13 protein-coding genes and 2 pseudogenes are annotated in these 21,556 nt (G+C 38.5%); 10 read left to right on the top strand and 5 right to left on the bottom strand.

What is annotated here, in order from left to right; translation table 11 throughout:
• Window positions 1-265: 265 nt before the first annotated feature.
• The 4 genes and pseudogenes from DK880_RS05745 to DK880_RS05645 all read right to left on the bottom strand — a co-directional run.
• A complete protein-coding gene (locus DK880_RS05745; RefSeq protein WP_204082274.1) occupies window positions 266-487 on the bottom strand; it encodes an HD domain-containing protein in 222 nt (73 codons plus the stop codon).
• A gap of 163 nt (window positions 488-650) precedes the next feature.
• Window positions 651-1,433, bottom strand: a complete 783-nt coding sequence (locus DK880_RS00910; protein ID WP_109996972.1) for a class I SAM-dependent methyltransferase — start codon at window positions 1,431-1,433, stop codon at window positions 651-653.
• 12 nt (window positions 1,434-1,445) lie between these two features.
• Window positions 1,446-2,462, bottom strand: coding sequence for a hypothetical protein (locus DK880_RS00905; RefSeq protein WP_109996971.1), 1,017 nt, complete (start codon window positions 2,460-2,462; stop codon window positions 1,446-1,448).
• A gap of 266 nt (window positions 2,463-2,728) precedes the next feature.
• Window positions 2,729-2,938, bottom strand: a pseudogene (locus DK880_RS05645) (class I SAM-dependent methyltransferase); the annotation flags it as partial.
• A gap of 147 nt (window positions 2,939-3,085) precedes the next feature.
• Between DK880_RS05645 and DK880_RS00895 the strand changes: the two are divergent.
• The 6 genes and pseudogenes from DK880_RS00895 to DK880_RS00870 all read left to right on the top strand — a co-directional run bounded on the left by DK880_RS00895 (window position 3,086) and on the right by DK880_RS00870 (window position 6,487).
• Window positions 3,086-3,379: a hypothetical protein gene (locus tag DK880_RS00895; protein WP_162534070.1), complete on the top strand. Its 294-nt coding sequence runs from the start codon at window positions 3,086-3,088 to the stop codon at window positions 3,377-3,379.
• Window positions 3,380-3,443: 64 nt separating this feature from the next.
• Window positions 3,444-3,860 (top strand): hypothetical protein, encoded by a 417-nt coding sequence (locus tag DK880_RS00890; RefSeq protein WP_204082273.1) that lies wholly within the window; start codon window positions 3,444-3,446, stop codon window positions 3,858-3,860.
• 166 nt (window positions 3,861-4,026) lie between these two features.
• The gene (locus DK880_RS00885; RefSeq protein ID WP_109996967.1) at window positions 4,027-4,416 is read left to right on the top strand and encodes an ABC transporter ATP-binding protein; all 390 of its coding nucleotides are present in this window, start codon (window positions 4,027-4,029) and stop codon (window positions 4,414-4,416) included.
• A gap of 41 nt (window positions 4,417-4,457) precedes the next feature.
• On the top strand, window positions 4,458-5,600 hold the full coding sequence (locus DK880_RS00880) for an ATP-binding cassette domain-containing protein (RefSeq protein WP_162534068.1): 1,143 nt from the start codon (window positions 4,458-4,460) through the stop codon (window positions 5,598-5,600).
• Between the two features lie 202 nt (window positions 5,601-5,802).
• Window positions 5,803-6,333: pseudogene (locus DK880_RS00875) on the top strand (anaerobic C4-dicarboxylate transporter family protein); the annotation flags it as partial.
• Entirely contained in the window at window positions 6,308-6,487 is a 180-nt protein-coding gene (locus DK880_RS00870) for a hypothetical protein (protein ID WP_109996964.1), read from the top strand. The pseudogene DK880_RS00875 and the gene DK880_RS00870, both read left to right, overlap by 26 nt.
• Window positions 6,488-6,575: 88 nt before the next feature.
• On the opposite strand, the gene DK880_RS00865 is transcribed toward DK880_RS00870, so the two are convergent.
• On the bottom strand, window positions 6,576-6,854 hold the full coding sequence (locus DK880_RS00865) for a hypothetical protein (protein WP_109996963.1): 279 nt from the start codon (window positions 6,852-6,854) through the stop codon (window positions 6,576-6,578).
• Between the two features lie 131 nt (window positions 6,855-6,985).
• On the opposite strand from DK880_RS00865, the gene DK880_RS00860 reads away from it, so the two are divergent.
• From DK880_RS00860 to DK880_RS00845, 4 genes are all read left to right on the top strand, one after another.
• Window positions 6,986-10,456 (top strand): sodium:solute symporter family protein, encoded by a 3,471-nt coding sequence (locus DK880_RS00860; protein WP_109996962.1) that lies wholly within the window; start codon window positions 6,986-6,988, stop codon window positions 10,454-10,456.
• Between the two features lie 187 nt (window positions 10,457-10,643).
• A complete protein-coding gene (locus tag DK880_RS00855; RefSeq protein WP_109996961.1) occupies window positions 10,644-14,120 on the top strand; it encodes a sodium:solute symporter family protein in 3,477 nt (1,158 codons plus the stop codon).
• Between the two features lie 235 nt (window positions 14,121-14,355).
• Entirely contained in the window at window positions 14,356-17,829 is a 3,474-nt protein-coding gene (locus DK880_RS00850) for a sodium:solute symporter family protein (RefSeq protein WP_109996960.1), read from the top strand.
• A 230-nt stretch (window positions 17,830-18,059) separates the two neighbouring features.
• On the top strand, window positions 18,060-21,542 hold the full coding sequence (locus tag DK880_RS00845; RefSeq protein WP_109996959.1) for a sodium:solute symporter family transporter: 3,483 nt from the start codon (window positions 18,060-18,062) through the stop codon (window positions 21,540-21,542).
• Window positions 21,543-21,556: the final 14 nt, after the last annotated feature.

The following is a 21,556-nucleotide window of genomic DNA, read 5'->3' as shown; positions in this document are numbered from 1 at the left end:
ACACATTCTCTATGCGAAACCTTTATTTAGAGCTGGGACAAGGCCTGGCATGCTGTGCCAACCTGAGCAATATATTATTTTGTATAATAAAATCAGTAAACACAGGATTAACTTTATATCAACCGGACCTATTGATAAATTTTAATTCCGTATGTACAGTACAATAGTTTGAATTCTAAGCTTCTCATTCTGTTTTTCTTTCTTTTTAGCTAGTTTGGCCCTATACAATGGCGCCTTTGTATGTATAAGAGGCACTGTATTTACTTTAAAGCTGCTTAACAATAATCCCTTCACAAATACGTTGCATTTCTGCTAGCCATTGCGGAGGTGCTTTATGGCTTTTCCCCCATGGTATATAGAAAGTTAAGGTTTCTTTAGCTATACGCTGTTGATCGGCTGGCTTACGGGCAGATAACGTACGCATGTTATGCAATCTATCCGCTAGCTTTACTTGCACCACACGTATGTCCCTATATTGATAGCACATTTATGATTCAATTTGAAGGTAGCTTTTAAGTAGATTTTAAATGGCTAATACATTTTACACAATCTTTTCAAATGACCCCTGAAATATCCTACGTTCTAAGCTGTTTACTAGGCATAGATTTACTGTTTTTATTGCAACGGGTTCATCATATCGAACACTTCCGTTAAATATTTTTCATAGCTTGGATAATGATCTCATTTCCCTTGCCAAGAGGAGATCCAGCAAAACTTCCTAAACATTCAATAATCTTAAAACCTGAAATACGGAATAGCAAGCTCAATTGATTGTATGTGTAATATCCCATTTTAAATGGTTCAATTATAGTTTTAGCCATATTTTGTGTCTTATATAATTCATATTTCCAATATCCTCTAAAATATTGAGACAATAAATTTACTTCCTCTTTGAAAAAATATCTTTTAATGATTTCATTTCCTCTCTTGTCCTCAGAAAAAAGAACTGCCTCACCAATATTTTGAGTTAATATTTTCCATTCTGGATAAAATACGTCTAATATAAGCTTACCATTTAATGGGAGTAGATTATATAATTTTTTAAGCAGAACGATCTGTTCATCTTCTTCATAAAAATGTTGAAAAACCCTAAAAGGGAGTAAAATAAAATCAAATTCATCCTCCAATTCTACATTCATAATATCGTTTGAGATCAGAAGTAGTTTATCTTTTTTTAAGTGATTTTCTTGAACTTTTAAAGTAAGCCAATTACAGCTTTCTTGACTTATTTCTACAGCTGTAATAGTGTGGCCACCTTTAAGAAGAGGAATGGTTATACGACCAGTACCAGATCCAATTTCTAATATTTTTTTTGAACTCTTTTCTGTATCTACTAGTCCTACATAGTATTTTATATCTCCATTATTATGATGTTTAGGGCTATAAAATAGATCATATAAATCAGGTCTGATTTGACACCAACGACTAGCCATATTACTTCATTTTTAAAATTTTTCATTCAAGTTTTTTAATCCAAAAGTACTCCATAAATGGGCATCATTATACATTTGAGGATTACGAGTATAAAATTTGAACGCAAGGGAAGTAGATTTTTTATTTGTGCGTAATGCAAAAGCCTCTTCGGTCAAATATTTGTGAAGTTTACTGAAGTCAGCAGCCAACACTTTCTCCATTTTAGGTAAAATAACAGAAAAGTTTGGTCGATTTTTTATTAGCTTGCGTAAGAAACAACGTAAGACATGTCTATGTCCCTTTGCACCTGGTAAAAGACCTCGTGTAATTAACAAATCAGCTGCAAACAACTGCCGTAAAAAATCAAAGCCTTGTTTTGCTCCCACTAAAGATAGTAATTGGGAGAATCTAGGTATTTGCTCAATTACTCCTCCATAAGGATAAGCCTCTATACACTCTATGCCAAAACCGGCGTCAATATATTTTCTACTTTGTGCATTGCTTAATATAATAATATTACCAACAGGCACAACTCTATTGACTTGATCTAGAGCAATGGTTATCCTTACTCCTTTAATTGAAATATTTTTAAAATTCCACTCTACCCAATATTTTTGTTTATTATGTAATAACTCAATATATCTTAGATTAGCTTGGGAATTAATAAGATCCATCCATAGGCTGTTTCCAGCAGGCCCATAAATTATTAAGCGATCGCTTGTATAGCCTAAAGATCGGAAAAAATTTAGAGTTAGTAGCAGAATATTGAATAATTCACTTTCCATTGCTACTACACCAAGCATATTAAAAACATGTAAATAATCAGGAGCTACGCGTTCGCGTAAACAAGTTTGCGATAAAGCAGTAGGGATTAGTGTTCGATTTTTAATAATATCTGGTAAAAACCCTGATATTGTAGAATTCCTAAATAAAACGCCATCATTACAGATCAAATCATATTCTCCCTGCCAATTGTATTGAAATTTTTGGCATTCTTTCTTAAAAATGCGTTCAATCTGTAAAATATCACTTGATTTTAAATAACTCATCTTCTTCTAATTCCAATCTTTTACGTAGTAGCAAGGAAAAATACCCTAAATAATGGTGATTCTGGTTAAATACTGTAAGCATATGCTTCCATCTTTCGGAAATAACTTCTCTCACATTAGGTTCAAGTTGAGCAATATGAGGCTTATCCATAAAAGAGTTCACATGTTTAGATAATATTTGATCACTTACAGGTTGTAATTCACCTTCATGTAAGGTATAATATTCAAATCCACTTTCTTGAAGATAAAAGTTAATATAGTCCTGTTTATTCCAGGGCTTTATCTCTACTCCGATAATTTTTTTTTAAATCTTCTAAAAGTTTTTTAGGAGGCTTTTCTTTATAAAATAGATTAGTTATAGACAACATACCCCAAGGTTTCATAACACGAATAATCTCTTTTATTGCTTGTATCTTATCCTCTAAAAAGGACAACGAACCACCTGTAATAACTGTATTAAAAAACTCATCCGGATAAGGAAGATCATCGAAACCCTATTTCGCTTTGGTGTTATCCTAGTTGGCTTTACCTATCAATACTTTTTCAAAAAATGGATCAATACGTATCATGCTTGGTTGACTTTACTGGGAATAGCCTGTTGCTTTATTTTGGTTATGCAAACTATGCCTACACTAAGTATCGCTTTGTATATGGTTAGTGCCTTTTTTGTAGGTGTTGCTTATAGCGCATTGACTACAATAAGTAGGTCTGTATTTTACACTGCGCAGCATACGGCTACTTACAACCAATCCATACTTATGGTTAATTTAATGGAAAGTATCGGTCAGATTTTCATTATGCTTGCAACAGCAAATTTGATCCATAATACTGTTTTAACAGTGTTACTTACAGCTCTATTTTTCATATTAAGTTTTTGGATGACACGGCATAATATACTCTACCTTTCTATTAAGTAGTTTGGTTCTTCTTCTGTTCTTAACAGGATGTAACCGTTCCTTTGCTTACCATATGGGAAATAGTGTGGGTTCAGAGCCAGGGCCCTCTACAAACAGAACCTATACCAATACCTGCGATTTTGAGGAATCTGCGGAAAATCGAAGCGCACTGCAAAAGGAGGTGGAGCGCTCAATAATAGATTTAATACAAGGTGGTTATAGTTGTAATGATCCAGAAGCAGGAGGTATTATTGTAGAAAGATTACGTAACGATTCAGCAGTAGTGACTACTATCCTAGAAAGACTATATACAAAGAGGAGAGCAGTTGGAAGAACGCCTAGCAAGGAGGAAATACGTGAGGTTATGAGTGCATCCATATTAGAATACATGGCAAGGGTAGAAAAGGAGATTTTGGATCAGCGTGCTAATGGCTCTGCGAGGGCAAGGGCTGCGAATCCTAAATCTATTCAAGAAGTATATCAAGATAGGATAAATTATTAGTTTTTAAACGAGTTCAGCCAATTAGTTGATGATTCGATCTAGGTAGTTTCTTTACAAGATTTTGTCTTAAATAATTTCCATTGCAATTGAAATGAGTGCTATAAAAATTATTCTTACCTGTCTTTGTAGACACAGGGTATACTTTATAATAGTAAGTATACTCATCATGCTAGGTAGATCTTTGGGTATGTTATGGCCATACTTCTTAAATAAAATAATTGATGAAGGGTCAGGATGTCATGATAACCTATTCTTTTGGATGGTGGCTTTTCTAGGTTGTTTTTTAGCAGGAGAAGTAATCCTAAGAATAGCCGCATATATATTCATAATTCCTATATCAGATACAAGGAGTTATGTAAAATCTTACTTTTATAGTTTTGTGATGAATCGTTCTTTTTCTTTTATTACAATGCGTTCTCCAGTTGAAATTTTCAATAAGCTTAATCAAATTTCTACTTCTATTGATACTCTATTAGATATGATTTTCTGGATTTTTCTAAGCATAGCAGTTAATTTATGTGTTGCCTCGGTCATGTTTATAACGCTTAGTAAATAGCTTGGATTAATATTTTTAGTATGGTGTATATTATATACTATATGCATAAAAAAGTCTTAACCTTTAGCCATAAAAAGTGGAAAGCATTTTCGAAGGTTGAATCTGATATAGCTGGTTATATCGTCAACTCGATAGAGAACTTTATTTCACTGAGCATCTATACAGATGAAAAAGACAGACAAGAACTTATAAAAAATATACTAAGTGACAATGTAGACAAGCATAAGTTTGCTCAACTTTCTACTATTCATGCTTATTGCTTACAGGAGATAATGACTTTTCTTCTAGGAACTGCTTCTTTGGTATTTTGTTGTGTATCCTATACAATATATAACATGAAGATTGAGAAAATAGTGATGGTAATTTCAATTTTTATGATATTAAAAGAAAAATTGCATTCTCTTTCTATAAGAATTAAAGATGCTATTAAGAGCTTTGGGATATTATCTCAGGCTTTAAATGATCTATATGAAAATAGATCCTTGTCAGTAGAACGCCGTAAAAAAACATTTAATGATCAAAATATTGCTATTGAACTAAAGAATCTAAGTTTTTCATTTACAAACAATACGTTCTTAACATGTATCAATCTTAAGATTGAACCACAAGAAAAAATTGCCTTAATAGGTCCATCTGGATCTGGTAAATCGACGATAGCTAATCTAGTACTAGGATTCTATAAACCCACAAGCGGTGAAGTTTTAGTTAACTTTGAGCCTATACAGGATTTTAACCAATTATCTTGGTGCCGCCACATAGCTTATGTACCACAAAATCCCATTTTATTAAATAACAGTATATACAAAAACATCAGATTAGGTAATCTACATGCAACTTATCAAGAAGTTATAGAAGCAGCTAAAAAGGCACGTTGTCACGATTTTATCTCTTCTTTAACAGATGGATATATGACATATGCTGGAAGCTCTGGATTAAAATTATCAGGTGGACAAAGACAAAAGATATGTATTGCACGTGCGATATTGAAAAATGCACCATTTATGCTATTCGATGAACCAACATCAGGCGTTGATTACCATGAAGAATCACAACTTATTCCTATACTTTTTGAACATTTAAGAGATAAAACTATCCTGTACATTACCCATAGGAGCACAAAATTAGTTTCATTTGATAGGATCATTAAAATATACAAAGGAAGTCTAACTGTAGAATATGAGTAGACTATGAACAAACCAGATCAAAATATAACGCTTATAACTGGGGTAATAGGATTTATAGGATTTCACTTAGCAAAATCACTATTGCTTAGGGGTATAGAGTATTGGGAATAGATAATATGAACGATTATTATGATATAAGGTTAAAAGAAGAAAGGTTAGGATATCTTAAAAATTTAGGGAATAATTTTAATTTTTTAAATTAGATATATCTGATAAAGAAGGCCTAAAAAGATATGTAGAAAAGTATTACGATCAAATAGAACATATAGTAAACTTAGCTGGTCAATCTGGTGTGAGGTATTCTACAGTCAATCCATTTATTTATATAAAATCCAATATATTAGGTCAAGTTTCTTTGCTAGATATGGCAAATTCAGCTGGTGTACAGGGCATGTTTTCCCTTTTGGGTACTGCTTGGTTGAGCAGTACTTTTGTAGCATGCAATAAGGAAGTCTTGTTGCAGTTTATTAAGCAATATCTTTCAGTACCTTGGCAGTTTTCTATTATGTTGTTGTTGATGTCTGCTTTGATGGGTAGTTCTGCGGCTACTATTAAAGCATTATTTCCGTTGGGTTTAGCGTTGGGCATTTCACCCAAAATATTATTAGCTTCTGTTGCAGCAGTCAATGGCATATTTATCATTCCCATTTATCCGACTATACTAGCTGCTATTAACTTGGATACTACAGGTAGCACACGTAATAGCTATGGGAAATTTTCTTGTTATGCGTGATTGGTTACGTGAGCAGATTTATCGATTTGGTAGGGTGTATAATGTAGCACAAATTATTCAGCATGTTACAGGAAATGCTATAGCGGTACAAGCTTATAAAGCTTATATAGACAAAAAATATACTAATCTTGCTGCCCTTAAGGATAAGCTATAATACTTTGCATGTATATTGAATCAGTTGTATTAGCCCTATTCTATGGGGCTAATGGGCAGTACAAAAGAAAAATCACCATTGTAGAATTTTATATTCTAAACGCTCTTCGTCTAAAATGTTCTGATTTCTCTGCTAACGCAGCTACACAACGACCTTCCTGTTCCTTTATAAATGCCTCTTCAGAAATGGTCTTGTCACTTTCTTGGTATTTTTCTCTTATCCAATTGTCTGCAATACTGTCTCTACCAATCCTTAGTGCTTTTATTGTTTCGTAGTGAGAATCGGATATCTCCTCCCATTTTTTCCCATTCTTTAAAAAGTTCTTCCGCTTTGTCACTTCCTTCGTTTGCATCCATGCAGTAAACATAGGTCTTTTCCTTAGCAAAATAATTAATAGTTGCTATTAGGTATAGTAATTATTTTTCTGTAAATAAAATAAATAGTCATTATAAACTTAGCTAAGATAAGTTCGTTACAACGCAATAAAGTAAAAAACAAATGGCAAGGCATATTGATTTTATGATTATAGGGTTATCCTTAATAGGCACGCTGTTTATTGGAATTTATTACGGGAGAGGTGTTAAGACTTTCCAGGATTATGCCGTAGGAAAAAGAAAAATGGCTACCAGTGTGATTGCTATCTCTTTTATAGCTACTATGTATGGCGGTAGAACGCTATTAGCTGGCCTGGATGATAGCTATCGGCTAGGTTTTGAAAGACTTATGAGATTATCCATTATAGTAGTTGCTATGATCTATTTCTTTTCCCGATTTATCATTCCAAGAATGAAGGGATTCATGGGGCATCTGTCTATAGCAGAATCTATGGGAAGCGTATATGGGTCAGCTGCGCGCATCATTACCGCGCTACTTGGTATCACTTTAGCTATCGCTAATTTAACCATCCAGATTAAGGTTGGACTTGAAATTATAGCCATCCTATTTCCTAAAATAATACCATTCCAAACCTACTCAACCATACTTTTAAGCCTATTGGTTATAGCATATGCTACATTTGGAGGGGCTAGAGCGGTAGCCATAACCGATGTGTATCAATTTCTCCTTTTTGGGCTCTGTTTCCCTCTGCTCATTTTCGTTCTGCTATTTTCTACGAAAGATTTAGCAGCGGGCTGGCAAAAATTTACCGCTCTACCACAATTTAACCCAAACAAAATGTGCACAGGGCATACCCTAACAATTTTACTATCTGATTTTATGTTTAGGCATGTATTTATAGTTATGCCTGACTACATACAACGGTTTTATATGGCTGCTTCTATAGGGCAAGCAACAAAAGTTTTTAACAAAATTGCTATCATGCCATGCGTAATAGCTTTGGTCATTTTCTGTGTTACAGCAGCTTTACATATACATGGGGATAGCATTCCATCCAATCAAAACGTCTTCCACTATATCCTTTCCTTTGCCTATTTCCCTGGTATGCTAGGCATACTAGTAACGGCGATGATCGCATTGCTGATGTCTACCGCTGATTCCAGTCTGCATATTGCCTCTGTTTTATTTACCAATGACCTATGGCCTTTTGTAGCCGGGGTTACCAAGTCGCATAATTACTCGCTTAAAATTGTACGCATCGCCTCCATTTGTATAGGGATGATCAGCCTCCTGATGGTATTCTGTACGAACGATATTCTGCAATTAATATACAAAGCACGCCAGCTTTATGACCCAGCTGTTTCGATTCCTTTTATAATAGCTTGCTGGGGATTTAGACCAAGACCCCTTGTTGTATTAATAGTCATGGGTTTGAACATAGCAGCCTATCTTATTTTTTATCAAAAGCAAGTTGTATCACATGATCATATTTTCATTCCAATTATTGTAAGCGCAGGCAGCTTATTTGCCCTTCATTACCTGCTTCCCAAACGCCCCCATACCGGTTGGGTAGGTATCCCAGATAGCAGTGCCTGGGATTTACAAAATCAAATCACCAAACGCTGGTGGTTGGAACGGGTGCAACGGCTTAAAACACTTTTTACCAGCTCCTATCGTGTAAGTGTTTTCCCTACCCAAGAACGCACCTTTGTAGCAGTCGGCAGCTATACCATCCTTAATTCCATTATCGCATTGTGCTTTATCCAAAGGCAGTATTTCCTTCCCTATGTATACCTCTATATGGCTGTGATGGCCTTGGGAACGATCCTAGCGCTCTACCCAGCCCTGCATGCTTATCGAAAGGGAGGAATTCCGCTATTGCATGATCTATGGCCTATGCTATTGTTTCTTCTGCTTTTTATAGCGCCCCTCCAATTTGCTAAACTAGGACACTATAGCCCTATGGTTTGTGCGCTTCTTATAGCTAGCATAAGCCTATCTATTGTATTACTATCCGTGGAATGCAGTAGTATGCTATTACTTTGTGCTTTACTAATCCATAGATTCTTGCTTCCTATACGTTTTATGGACTTATTTTGGGAAAGCTTTAGGCATGCTTCTGTCATAGAACTTGTATTAGCGACAGCAGTTGTAGCAAGCACGCTAGTAGGATTTGTCTTGTATAAATACCTACGAGACAAAGCAACCGCTAAACTTAAAATTATCGAACTTACTAGAACCTATGAACAAAGGATTTCCTTAGAAGCCATCTATAGCCAAGCGCATTGGGCTAGATTGGATGCCACTGCTGGAGGTACTCTCTTACGAGAAATGGGAGTTAACCTGCAAGAAACTTTGTGTCCTATTGCAAGGAATGATCCGCATAAAGTAGAAAATGAAATAACGCTCTTTAACAAGAAACTACAAAAATTCAGCGATTGTCTGGCATGGAGAGCCCAAGAAGAACGGAGCCTAAAGCTTAATAAAAAATTAATACAGCCCATCCCACTTGAATCAACTATCTTAAAAGTAAACCAGCAAATATTGGATTTAGGGGAACCGTTAGCGCTCTTATTGCGGAAACAAACAGACGTAGCTGAAATAGTAGTAGATCCCGCGTTATTGGAGTGCTTGCTGCTGCTCAACCTATGGGCAATCAGCAAGGGCCAACCAGCTACCGATCACATCGTAACCTTAACCCTCGCCGCTACTACCTTGCAGTATGGTTTGGCAGCAGAAACCACGGCTGATCTCCCTTCCTTAATTTTACCTGCGCTGGCTTTCTGTTTTAGTACGGATACAAGTCTACCAAACCTAAAACCCAGCTATCGTATCACAGCAATGAACGCAAATATTACCCTACCTGCTAGTGAAGCGCAGTTTTATCAACTAGAAAGCAAACAAATCGTAGAAGCCCACGGGGGCTATGTGGAAATAATAGAAAGCCCAACGCAGGTAAGTTGCCTTTACGTATTCCCGCTGGACGGCCGTAAAGTTATGCGCTTTAAGACATATGATCCTGTTGATCTTGTGGCTAATAAAATATCTGAAACAGCGGAAAGCTTGGCGCAGGAGCAGGAATTGATAGGGTTACTTACGGCACAAACTACGCTTAAGGAGGAGCTTATACAGCAAACCATTGCCTTTATTAAAAAGGCCCATGGTTTAGTACGGCGTAAATCAGGGTCTCCCTACTATACCCATCCGATGGCAGTAGCCAAGCTGCTATTGGAGGTTACCCAGGATCCCGACATCATCCTGGCAGGTTTACTGCATGATATCGTAGAAGATACGCCTGTTACACTACCTCAGCTGGAGCTGATGTATGGCAGTGAAGTAGCTGCTGTGGTCGATCAGGTTACCCACTACAATACCAATGGGTATCCGTGGGAATTAGATAAGGTAGCAAATAAAAATATACTTCATCAATGTAGAGACATACGTGTAGTACAAGTAAAGCTAGCGGATAGATTGCATAACATGCGTACGTTATCTGTCCGTAAGCCAGCCGACCAACAACGTATAGCTAAAGAAACCTTAGCTTTTTATATACCATGGGGGAAAAGCCATCAGGCTCCTCCGCAATGGCTAGCAGAAATGCAGCGTATTTGTGAAGAGATTATTGCTAAATAGCTTACCTAGTAACTATAGCGTTTTTACACGGGCTTCCTTAGCCTACAGTAGGCATAGGGTTTTGTACAATAATTAATAGTTATTTATTAGGCAAATAATTATTTTTTACTATGTAAATAAAAACAGGTAGTATATATGAAAATCATAGTAAGGTACTTTTGTTACAACGTAATAAAATAAAAGATAGATGGTAAGGCATATTGATTTAATGATTATAGGATTATTCTTAATAGGGACACTGGTCATTGGGATTTACTACGGTAGAAGTATCAAGACTTTCCAGGATTATGCTATAGGAAACAGAAAAATGGCTACCAGTATAATTGCTATTTCACTGATAGCTACTGTGTATGGTGGTGAAACCTTGCAGCTTAGGTTGGATCAGAGCTATCGACAAGGCTTAAAGACGTATTGCATCTTTTTTAGTGTGGCTTCCATCATGTATTTTTTTTCCAGGTTTATTACGCCAAGAATGAAGGAATTCATGGGGCATCTGTCTATAGCAGAATCTATGGGAAGCTTATATGGATCAGCTGTCCGCATCATTACCGCTCTACTTGGTATCATCTTGGCTATCGCCTATTTAACCACTCAGATCAAAGTTGGCCTTGAAATTACAGCTATTCTATTTCCTAAAGTAGTACAACTTCAAACCTATTCAACCATACTTTTAATTCTATTGGTTATCATGTATGCTACATTTGGAGGAGCGAGAGCCGTAGCCATAACCGATGTCTACCAATTTCTTCTTTTTGGGCTCTGCTTCCCTCTGCTCATTTTCGTGCTGCTATTTTCTACTGAAGATTTAGCAGCGGGCTGGCAAAAATTTATCGCTGTACCGCAGTTTAACCTAAGCAAGATGTGCACAAGATATACCCTAAGCGCTTTACTACCTGGTTTTATATTTAGGCTTTTGGGCCCGGTTATGACTCCCTATATACAACGGTTTTATATGGCTTCTTCTGTAGGGCAAGCTACAAAAGTTTTTAACAAAATGGCCATAGCTCCCTGTGTAATAGTTTCGCTTATTTTCTGTGTTACAGCAGCTTTATATATACATGGGATTAATATTCCACCCAATCAGAATGTCCTTCACTATATTCTTTCACTTGCCTATTTCCCTGGTATGTTAGGCCTATTGGTAACGGCTATGCTAGCATTGCTGATGTCTACTGCTGATTCCTCCTTGCATGTTGCCTCTGTTTTATTTACAAATGACCTGTGGCCTTTTATAGTTGGGTTTCCCAAGTCGGATAAACAATCGCTTAAAATTGTACGTATCGTCTCTATTTGCATAGGGATAATCAGCCTCTTAATGGTGTTACATACGACCAGTATTCTGCAATTATTATACAAATCGTTCTACTTCTATTGGCCAGCTGTCTCGGTTCCTTTTATGCTAGCTTGTTTGGGATTTAGGCCTAGATCCCTTGCTGTGCTAGCAGCCATGTGTTTGAGCATACTCATAGCAGTCTATATTATTTTTTATCAAAAACAAGCTTTATCACATAATCATATTGTCCTTTCAATGATTGTAAACGCAGGTAGCTTATTTGCCCTTCATTACCTGCTTCCCAAATGCCCCCATACCGGTTGGGTAGGTATCCCAGATAGCAGTGCCTGGGATTTACAAAATCAAATCACCAAACGCTGGTGGTTGGAACGGGTGCAACGGCTTAAAACACTTTTTACCAGCTCCTATCGTGTAAGTGTTTTCCCTACCCAAGAACGTACCTTTGTAGCAGTCGGCAGCTATACCATTATCAATGCCATTATCGCATTGTGCTTTATCCAAAGGCAGTATTTTCTTCCCTATGTATACCTCTATATGGCTGTGATGGCCTTGGGAACCATCTTAGCGCTCTACCCAGCCCTGCATACCTATCAAAAAGGCGGGACACCGCTATTGCATAACTTATGGCCTATGCTATTGTTTCTTCTGCTTTTTATAGCGCCCCTCCAATTTGCTAAACTAGGACACTATAGCCCTATGGTTTGTGCGCTTCTTATAGCTAGCATAAGCCTATCTATTGTATTACTATCCGTGGAATGCAGTAGCATACTATTACTTTGTGCTTTAGTAATCCATAAATTTTTACCTCCTTATGTAAATTTTGTTGATTTATTTTGGGAAAGTCTTAAGCATGCTTCTGTCATAGAACTTGTGTTAGCTTTTGTCTTTATAACGGCTGCCATAATAGGCTTTGGTATTTATAAATACCTACGAGACAAAGCAACTGCTAAACTTAAAATTATCGAACTTACTAGAACCTATGAACAAAGGATTTCCTTAGAAGCCATCTATAGCCAAGCGCATTGGGCTAGATTGGATGCCACTGCTGGAGGTGCCCTTTTACGAGCAATGGGCGATACCTTACAAGAAACTGCTGACACGCTTTATAAGCAAGATCCGTCTGGTATACGAAGCGAAATAGCATCCTTTAACAAGAAACTACAAAAATTCAGCGATTGTCTGGCATGGAGAGCCCAAGAAGAACGGAGCCTAAAGCTTAATAAAAAATTAATACAGCCCATCCCACTTGAACCAACTATCTTAAAAGTAAACCAGCAAATATTGGATTTAGGGGAACCGTTAGCGCTCTTATTGCGGAAACAAACAGACGTAGCTGAAATTATAGTCGATCCCGCGTTATTGGAGTGCTTGCTGCTGCTCAACCTATGGGCAATCAGCAAGGGCCAACCAGCTACCGATCACATCGTAACCTTAACCCTTACCGCTACTACCTTGCAGTATAGTTTGGCAGCAGAAACTGCGGCTGATCTCCCTTCCTTAATTTTACCTGCGCTGGCTTTCTGTTTTAGTACGGATACAAGCCTACCAAACCTAAAACCCAGCTATCGTATCACAGAATGGAACGCAAATACTGCCCTACCTGCTAGTGAAGCGCAATTTTATCAACTAGAAAGTAAACAAATCGTAGAAGCCCACGGGGGCTATGTGGAAATAATAGAAAGCCCAACAAAGGTAAGCTGCCTTTACGTATTCCCGCTGGACGGCCGTAAGGTTATGCGTTTTAAAACGTATAATCCTACTGATCTGGTAGCTAATACGATAGCTGAAACAGTGGAAAGTTTAACGCAAGAGCAGGAATTGATAGGGTTACTTACGGCACAAACTACACTTAAGGAGGAGCTTATACAGCAAACCATTGCCTTTATTAAAAAGGCCCATGGTTTAGTACGGCGCAAATCAGGGGCTCCCTACTATACCCATCCGATGGCAGTAGCCAAGCTGCTATTGGAGGCTACCCAGGATCCCGCTACCATTTTAGCGGGTTTGTTGCATGATATCGTAGAGGATACACCTGTTACGCTACATCAGCTGGAGCTGATGTATGGCGCTAAGGTAGCTGCTATTGTCGATCAGGTTACCCATTATAATACCAATGGGTATCCGTGGGAATGGGATGATCCAACAGCGCAAAGCATACTTGATGCATGTTCAGACATACGTGTAGTACAAGTAAAGCTAGCGGATAGATTGCATAATATGCGTACGTTATCTGCCCGTAAGCCAGCCGACCAACAACGTATAGCTAAAGAAACCTTAGCTTTCTATATACCATGGGGAACAAAGCACCACGTACCTCAGCAATGGCTAGCAGAAATACAGCGTATTTGTGAAGAGGTCCTTTCTAGTTAGCTTATATAGTAAAAGTAAATGTGGTATTTCCTTTACACATAGGCACCATTTCTTCTGTATAAAAAATCTACTTGTGCATTTTAATAGGTGTAAAGAACTGCTATAGGTACAGTTTTTTTCACAAAAAAACAGATATTATGTAGGTATAACAAATTTTTTCTGTAAATAAAAACAGGTAATACTTTATAGAACATAGTAAGGTAAATTTATTATAACGTAATAAAATAAAAGAGAGATGCTAGGGCATATTGATGTAATGATTATAGGGTTATCCTTAATAGGCACTTTGGTCATTGGAATTTATTATGGGAGAGGTGTTCAGACTTTCCAGGATTATGCTGTAGGGAATAGGAAAACGGCTACCAGTGTAATTGCTATTTCTTTTATAGCTACTGTGTATGGTGGTAGAACGCTATTAGCTGGCCTGGATGATAGCTATCGGCTAGGTTTTGAAAGACTTAATAGGCAATCCGTTGTAATAGTTGCTATGATCTATTTCTTTTCCCGATTTATCATTCCAAGAATGAAAAGATTCGTAGGGCATCTGTCTATAGCAGAATCTATGGGAAGCGTATATGGGTCAGCCGCGCGCATCATTACCGCCCTACTTGGTATCACTTTAGCTATCGCTAATTTAACCATCCAGATTAAGGTTGGATTTGAAATTATAGCCATCCTATTCCCTAAAATAATACCATTCCAAACCTATTCAACCATACTTTTAAGCCTATTAGTTATAGCATATGCTACATTTGGAGGGGCTAGAGCGGTAGCTATAACCGATGTCTACCAATTTCTTCTTTTTGGGCTCTGTTTCCCTCTGCTCATTTTCGTTCTGCTATTTTCTACGGAAGATTTAGCAGCGGGCTGGCAAAAACTTACTGCTGTACCGCAGTATAATCTAAATAAAATGTGCACAGGGCATACCTTAACAATTTTACTATCTGATTTTATGTTTAGGCATATATTTATGCTTATGCCTCACTATATACAACGGTTTTATATGGCTGCTTCTGTAGGACAAGCTGTAAGAGTTTTTAATAAAATTGCCATAATTCCTTGTGTGATAGCTTTACTCATTTTCAGCGTTACAGCAGCTTTACATATACATGGCGATAGCATTCCACCCAATCAGAACGTCCTCCACTATATCCTTTCCCTTGCCTATTTCCCTGGTATGACAGGTCTATTGGTAACGGCTATGCTTGCATTGTTGATGTCTACCGCTGATTCTAGCTTACATATTGCCTCTGTTTTATTTACCAATGACCTATGGCCTTTTGTAGCCGGGGTTACCAAGTCGCATAATTACTCGCTTAAAATTGTACGCATCGCCTCCATTTGTATAGGGATGATCAGCCTCCTGATGGTATTCTGTACGAACGATATTCTGCAATTAATATACAAAGCACGCCAGCTTTATGACCCAGCTGTTTCGATTCCTTTTATAATAGCTTGCTGGGGATTCAGACCAAGACCCCTTGTTGTATTAATAGTAATGGGTTTGAACATAGCAGCCTATCTTATTTTTTATCAAAAGCAAGTTGTATCACATGATCATATTTTCATTCCAATTATTGTAAGCGCAGGTAGCTTATTTGCCCTTCATTACCTGCTTCCCAAATGCCCCCATACCGGTTGGGTAGGTATCCCAGATAGCAGTGCCTGGGATTTACAAAACCAAATCACCAAACGCTGGTGGTTGGAACGGGTGCAACGGCTTAAAACACTTTTTACCAGGTCCTATCGTGTAAGTGTTTTCCCTACCCAAGAACGTACTTTTATAGCGGTAGGCGGCTACACCATCCTTCATGCCATTATCGCTTTGTGCTTTATCCAAAGGCAGTATTTCCTTCCCTATGTATACCTCTATATGGCTGTGATGGCCTTGGGAACCATCCTAGCGCTCTACCCAGCCCTGCATGCTTATCGAAAGGGAGGAATTCCGCTATTGCATGATCTATGGCCTATGCTATTGTTTCTTCTGCTTTTTATAGCGCCCCTCCAATTTGCTAAACTAGGACACTATAGCCCTATGGTTTGTGCGCTTCTTATAGCTAGCATAAGCCTATCTATTGTATTACTATCCGTGGAATGCAGTAGCATACTATTACTTTGTGCTTTAGTAATCCATAAATTTTTACCTCCTTATGTAAATTTTGTTGATTTATTTTGGGAAAGTCTTAAGCATGCTTCTGTCATAGAACTTGTGTTAGCTTTTGTCTTTATAACGGCTGCCATAATAGGCTTTGGTATTTATAAATACCTACGAGACAAAGCAACTGCTAAACTTAAAATTATCGAACTTACTAGAACCTATGAACAAAGGATTTCCTTAGAAGCCATCTATAGCCAAGCGCATTGGGCTAGATTGGATGCCACTGCTGGAGGTGCCCTTTTACGAGCAATGGGCGATACCTTACAAGAAACTGCTGACACGCTTTATAAGCAAGATCCGTCTGGTATACGAAGCGAAATAGCATCCTTTAACAAGAAACTACAAAAATTCAGCGATTGTCTGGCATGGAGAGCCCAAGAAGAACGGAGCCTAAAGCTTAATAAAAAATTAATACAGCCCATCCCACTTGAACCAACTATCTTAAAAGTAAACCAGCAAATATTGGATTTAGGGGAACCGTTAGCGCTCTTATTGCGGAAACAAACAGACGTAGCTGAAATTATAGTCGATCCCGCGTTATTGGAGTGCTTGCTGCTGCTCAACCTATGGGCAATCAGCAAGGGCCAACCAGCTACCGATCACATCGTAACCTTAACCCTTACCGCTACTACCTTGCAGTATAGTTTGGCAGCAGAAACTGCGGCTGATCTCCCTTCCTTAATTTTACCTGCGCTGGCTTTCTGTTTTAGTACGGATACAAGCCTACCAAACCTAAAACCCAGCTATCGTATCACAGAATGGAACGCAAATACTGCCCTACCTGCTAGTGAAGCGCAATTTTATCAACTAGAAAGTAAACAAATCGTAGAAGCCCACGGGGGCTATGTGGAAATAATAGAAAGCCCAACAAAGGTAAGCTGCCTTTACGTATTCCCGCTGGACGGCCGTAAAGTTATGCGCTTTAAGACATATGATCCTGCTGATCTGGTAGCCAATGCCCTAGCTGAAACAGCAGAAAGCTTGGCGCAAGAGCAGGAGCTAATAGCCTTACTTACGGCACAAACTACGCTTAAGGAGGAGCTTATACAGGAAACCATTGCCTTTATTAAAAAGGCCCATGGTTTAGTACGGCGCAAATCAGGGGCTCCCTACTATACCCATCCGATGGCAGTAGCCAAGCTGCTATTGGAGGCTACCCAGGATCCCGCTACCATTTTAGCGGGTTTGTTGCATGATATCGTAGAGGATACACCTGTTACGCTACCTCAGCTGGAGCTGATGTATGGCGCTAAGGTAGCTGCTATTGTCGATCAGGTTACCCATTATAATACCAATGGGTATCCGTGGGAATGGGATGATCCAACAGCGCAAAGCATACTTGATGCATGTTCAGACATACGTGTAGTACAAGTAAAGCTAGCGGATAGATTGCATAATATGCGTACGTTATCTGTCCGTAAGCCAGCCGACCAACAACGTATAGCTAAAGAAACCTTAGCTTTTTATATACCGTGGGGGAAAAACCATAAGGCTCCTCCGCAATGGCTAGCAGAAATGCAGCGTATTTGTGAAGAGGTCCTTTCTAGTTAGCTTACCGAGTAAGTATAATGTCTTTACGCAAGTTTCTTTTCCTTTCCCGCGCCAAAGCCCTTACCCTGTAGAGGCTAATAGGCTACTACGCGTTAGTACAGGTATAGGTTTTTGCACAATAATTAATAGTTATTATTGGGCATAATAATTATCTTTCTGTAAATAAAAGCAAGTAGTACGTATAAACCATAGTAAGATAAATTATTACAACGCAATAAAATAAAAGAGAGATGGTAAGGCATATTGATTTTATGATTATAGGGTTATCCTTAATAGGCACGCTGTTTATTGGAATTTATTACGGTAGAGGTATCAAGACTTTTCAAGAGTATGCCGTAGGAAACAGAAAAATGTCTACCAGCGTAATTGCTATTTCCCTTATAGCTACTATATATGGCGGTTCACATCTGGGGGTTATCCTAGATCAGAACTATCGACAAGGCTTTGAAATACTTATTGCGCACTCTATTCTAATAGTTCCTATGCTCTATCTTTTTTCCAGGGTTACTATTCCAAGAATGAAAGAATTCGAGAAACATTTTTCTATAGCAGAATCTATGGGAAGCTTATATGGTTCAGCTGCTCGCATTATTACCGCCCTTCTTAGTATCCTATTAGCTATCGCCTATCTAACCACCCAGATTAAGGTTGGTTTTGAAATGATGTCCATTCTATTTCCTAAAATAATTTCCTTGCAAACTTATTCAACCATACTTTTAACCCTATTGGTTATCGCTTATGCTTCATTTGGAGGGGCGAGAGCGGTAGCCATAACCGATGTCTACCAATTTCTTCTTTTTGGGCTCTGTTTTCCTCTGCTCATTTTCGTTCTGCTATTTTCTACTGAAGATTTAGCAACAGGCTGGCAAAAACTTACTGCTCTACCTCAGTTTAACCCAAACAAGATGTGCACAGCGCATACCTTAACAAGTTTACTTCCTGGTTTTATATTTAGGCTTTTAGTTATGGTTATACCTGCCTACATTCAACGATTTTATATGGCTTCCTCCGTAGGGCAAGCTGCAAAAGTTTTTAACAAAATTACCATAGCTCCCTGTGTGATAGCTTTGCTTATTTTTAGTGTTGCAGCAGCTTTACATATACATGGAGATAGCATTCCATCCAATCAGAATGTCTTCCATTATATTCTTTCCCTTTCCTATTTCCCTGGTATGTTGGGTATATTGGTAACGGCTATGCTGGCATTGTTGATGTCTACCGCTGATTCTCACTTACATATTGCCTCTGTTTTATTTACGAATGATCTATGGCCTTTTATAGCTAGGTCTACCAAGTTGCACAACAATTGCTCCCTGCGCATGGTACGTATTGCCTCTATGGGTATAGGAATCATTAGCCTCCTGCTGGTATTCCATACGAGTAGTATTATTCAATTAATGCACAAAACGTACTACTTTTATTGGCCAACTGTATCGGTTCCCTTTATAATAGCTTGTTTGGGATTTAGGCCTAGATCCCTTGCTGTGCGCATAGTTATGGGTTTGAACATAATCGTAGCAACCTATTTTATTTTTTATCAAAAACAAGCTGTAACCCATAATCAAATCATCCTTTCAATGATTATAAGCGCAGGTAGCTTATTTGCCCTTCATTACCTGCTTCCCAAATGCCCCCATACCGGTTGGGTAGGTATCCCAGATAGCAGTGCCTGGGATTTACAAAACCAAATCACCAAACGCTGGTGGTCGACACGGATGCGACGGCTTAAAATGCTTTTTACAAGCTCCTATCGTGTAAGCATCTTTCCTACCCAAGAACGCACCTTTGTAGCAGTCGGCAGCTATACCATTATCAATGCCATTATCGCATTGTGCTTTATCCAAAGGCAGTATTTTCTTCCCTATGTATACCTCTATATGGCTGTGATGGCCTTGGGAACCATCCTAGCGCTCTACCCAGCCCTGCATACCTATCAAAAAGGCGGGACACCGCTATTGCATAACTTATGGCCTATGCTATTGTTTCTTCTGCTTTTTATAACGCCCCTCCAATTTGCTAAACTAGGACACTATAGCCCTATGGTTTGTGCGCTTCTTATAGCTAGCATAAGCTTATCTATTGTATTACTATCCGTGGAAGGCAGTAGTATGCTATTACTTTGTGTTTTAGTAATCCATAAATTTTTACCTCCTTATATAAATTTTGTTGATTTATTTTGGGGAAGCCTTAAGAAGGCTTCTGTAATAGAACTTATGTTAACAACAGCTCTTGTATCAATCACACTGGTAGGATTTCTCCTGTATAAATACCTACGAGACAAAGCAACTGCTAAACTTAAAATTATCGAACTTACTAGAACCTATGAACAAAGGATTTCCTTAGAAGCCATCTATAGCCAAGCGCATTGGGCTAGATTGGATGCCACTGCTGGGGGTACCCTTTTACGAGCAATGGGGGATACCTTACAAGAAACTGCTGACACGCTTTATAAGCAAGATCCGTCTGGTATACGAAGCGAAATAACGCGCTTTAACAAGAAACTACAAAAATTCAGCGATTGTCTGGCATGGAGAGCCCAAGAAGAACGGAACCTAAAACTTAATAAAAAATCTATTCAGCCCATCCCACTTGAACCAACTATCTTAAAAGTAAATCAGCAAATATTGGATTTGGGGGAACCGCTAGCGTTGCTATTGCGTAAACAAACACCCATAGCTGAAATTATAGTCGATCCCGCGTTATTGGCATGTTTGCTGCTGCTTAACCTATGGGCAATCAGCAAGAGCCAACCAGCTACCGATCATATCGTAACCTTAACCCTTGCCGCTACTACCTTGCAGTATGGTTTAGCAACAGAAACTGAGGCTGATCTCCCTTCCTTAATTTTACCTGCGCTGGCTTTCTGTTTTAGTACGGATACAAGCCTACCAAACCTAAAACCCAGCTATCGTATCACAGAATGGAACGCAAATACTGCCCTACCTGCTAGTGAAGCGCAATTTTATCAACTAGAAAGTAAACAAATCGTAGAAGCCCACGGGGGCTATGTGGAAATAATAGAAAGCCCAACAAAGGTAAGCTGCCTTTACGTATTCCCGCTGGACGGCCGTAAAGTTATGCGCTTTAAGACATATGATCCTGCTGATCTGGTAGCCAATGCCCTAGCTGAAACAGCAGAAAGCTTGGCGCAAGAGCAGGAGCTAATAGCCTTACTTACGGCACAAACTACGCTTAAGGAGGAGCTTATAGAGCAAACCATTGCCTTTATTAAAAAGGCCCATGGTTTAGTACGGCGCAAATCAGGGGCTCCCTACTATACCCATCCGATGGCAGTAGCCAAGCTGCTGTTGGAGGTTACCCAGGATCCCGACACCATCCTGGCAGGTTTACTGCATGATATCGTAGAAGATACGCCTGTTACGCTACCTCAGCTGGAGCTGATGTATGGCGCTAAGGTAGCTGCTATTGTCGATCAGGTTACCCATTATAATACCAATGGGTATCCGTGGGAATTAGATAAGGTAGAAAATAAAAATATACTTCATCAATGTAGGGATACACGTGTAGTACAAGTAAAGCTAGCGGATAGATTGCATAATATGCGTACGTTATCTGTCCGTAAGCCATCTGACCAACAACGTATAGCTAAAGAAACCTTAGCTTTTTATATACCGTGGGGGAAAAACCATAAGGCTCCTCCGCAATGGCTAGCAGAAATGCAGCGTATTTGTGAAGAGGTCCTTTCTAGTTAGCTTACCGAGTAAGT

Source organism: Candidatus Cardinium hertigii, assembly GCF_003176915.1.
GTDB lineage: Bacteria > Bacteroidota > Bacteroidia > Cytophagales > Amoebophilaceae > Cardinium > Cardinium hertigii_A.
The sequence above is the reverse complement of the archived record's forward strand: the minus strand, read 5'-3'. Positions and strand labels throughout refer to the sequence as shown.

Excerpts from the sequence above, each read along its gene's own strand:
- DK880_RS00905 (WP_109996971.1), bottom strand. The coding sequence starts at position 2,462 with ATGAGTTATTTAAAATCAAGTGATATTTTACAGATTGAACGCATTTTT.
- DK880_RS00860 (WP_109996962.1), top strand. The coding sequence starts at position 6,986 with ATGGCAAGGCATATTGATTTTATGATTATAGGGTTATCCTTAATAGGC.
- DK880_RS00895 (WP_162534070.1), top strand. The coding sequence starts at position 3,086 with ATGCCTACACTAAGTATCGCTTTGTATATGGTTAGTGCCTTTTTTGTA.
- DK880_RS00910 (WP_109996972.1), bottom strand. The coding sequence starts at position 1,433 with ATGGCTAGTCGTTGGTGTCAAATCAGACCTGATTTATATGATCTATTT.
- DK880_RS05745 (WP_204082274.1), bottom strand. The coding sequence starts at position 487 with ATGTGCTATCAATATAGGGACATACGTGTGGTGCAAGTAAAGCTAGCG.
- DK880_RS00845 (WP_109996959.1), top strand. The coding sequence starts at position 18,060 with ATGGTAAGGCATATTGATTTTATGATTATAGGGTTATCCTTAATAGGC.
- DK880_RS00885 (WP_109996967.1), top strand. The coding sequence starts at position 4,027 with ATGCTAGGTAGATCTTTGGGTATGTTATGGCCATACTTCTTAAATAAA.
- DK880_RS00865 (WP_109996963.1), bottom strand. The coding sequence starts at position 6,854 with ATGTTTACTGCATGGATGCAAACGAAGGAAGTGACAAAGCGGAAGAAC.
- DK880_RS00880 (WP_162534068.1), top strand. The coding sequence starts at position 4,458 with ATGCATAAAAAAGTCTTAACCTTTAGCCATAAAAAGTGGAAAGCATTT.
- DK880_RS00855 (WP_109996961.1), top strand. The coding sequence starts at position 10,644 with ATGGTAAGGCATATTGATTTAATGATTATAGGATTATTCTTAATAGGG.
- DK880_RS00870 (WP_109996964.1), top strand. The coding sequence starts at position 6,308 with ATGGGAAATTTTCTTGTTATGCGTGATTGGTTACGTGAGCAGATTTAT.
- DK880_RS00850 (WP_109996960.1), top strand. The coding sequence starts at position 14,356 with ATGCTAGGGCATATTGATGTAATGATTATAGGGTTATCCTTAATAGGC.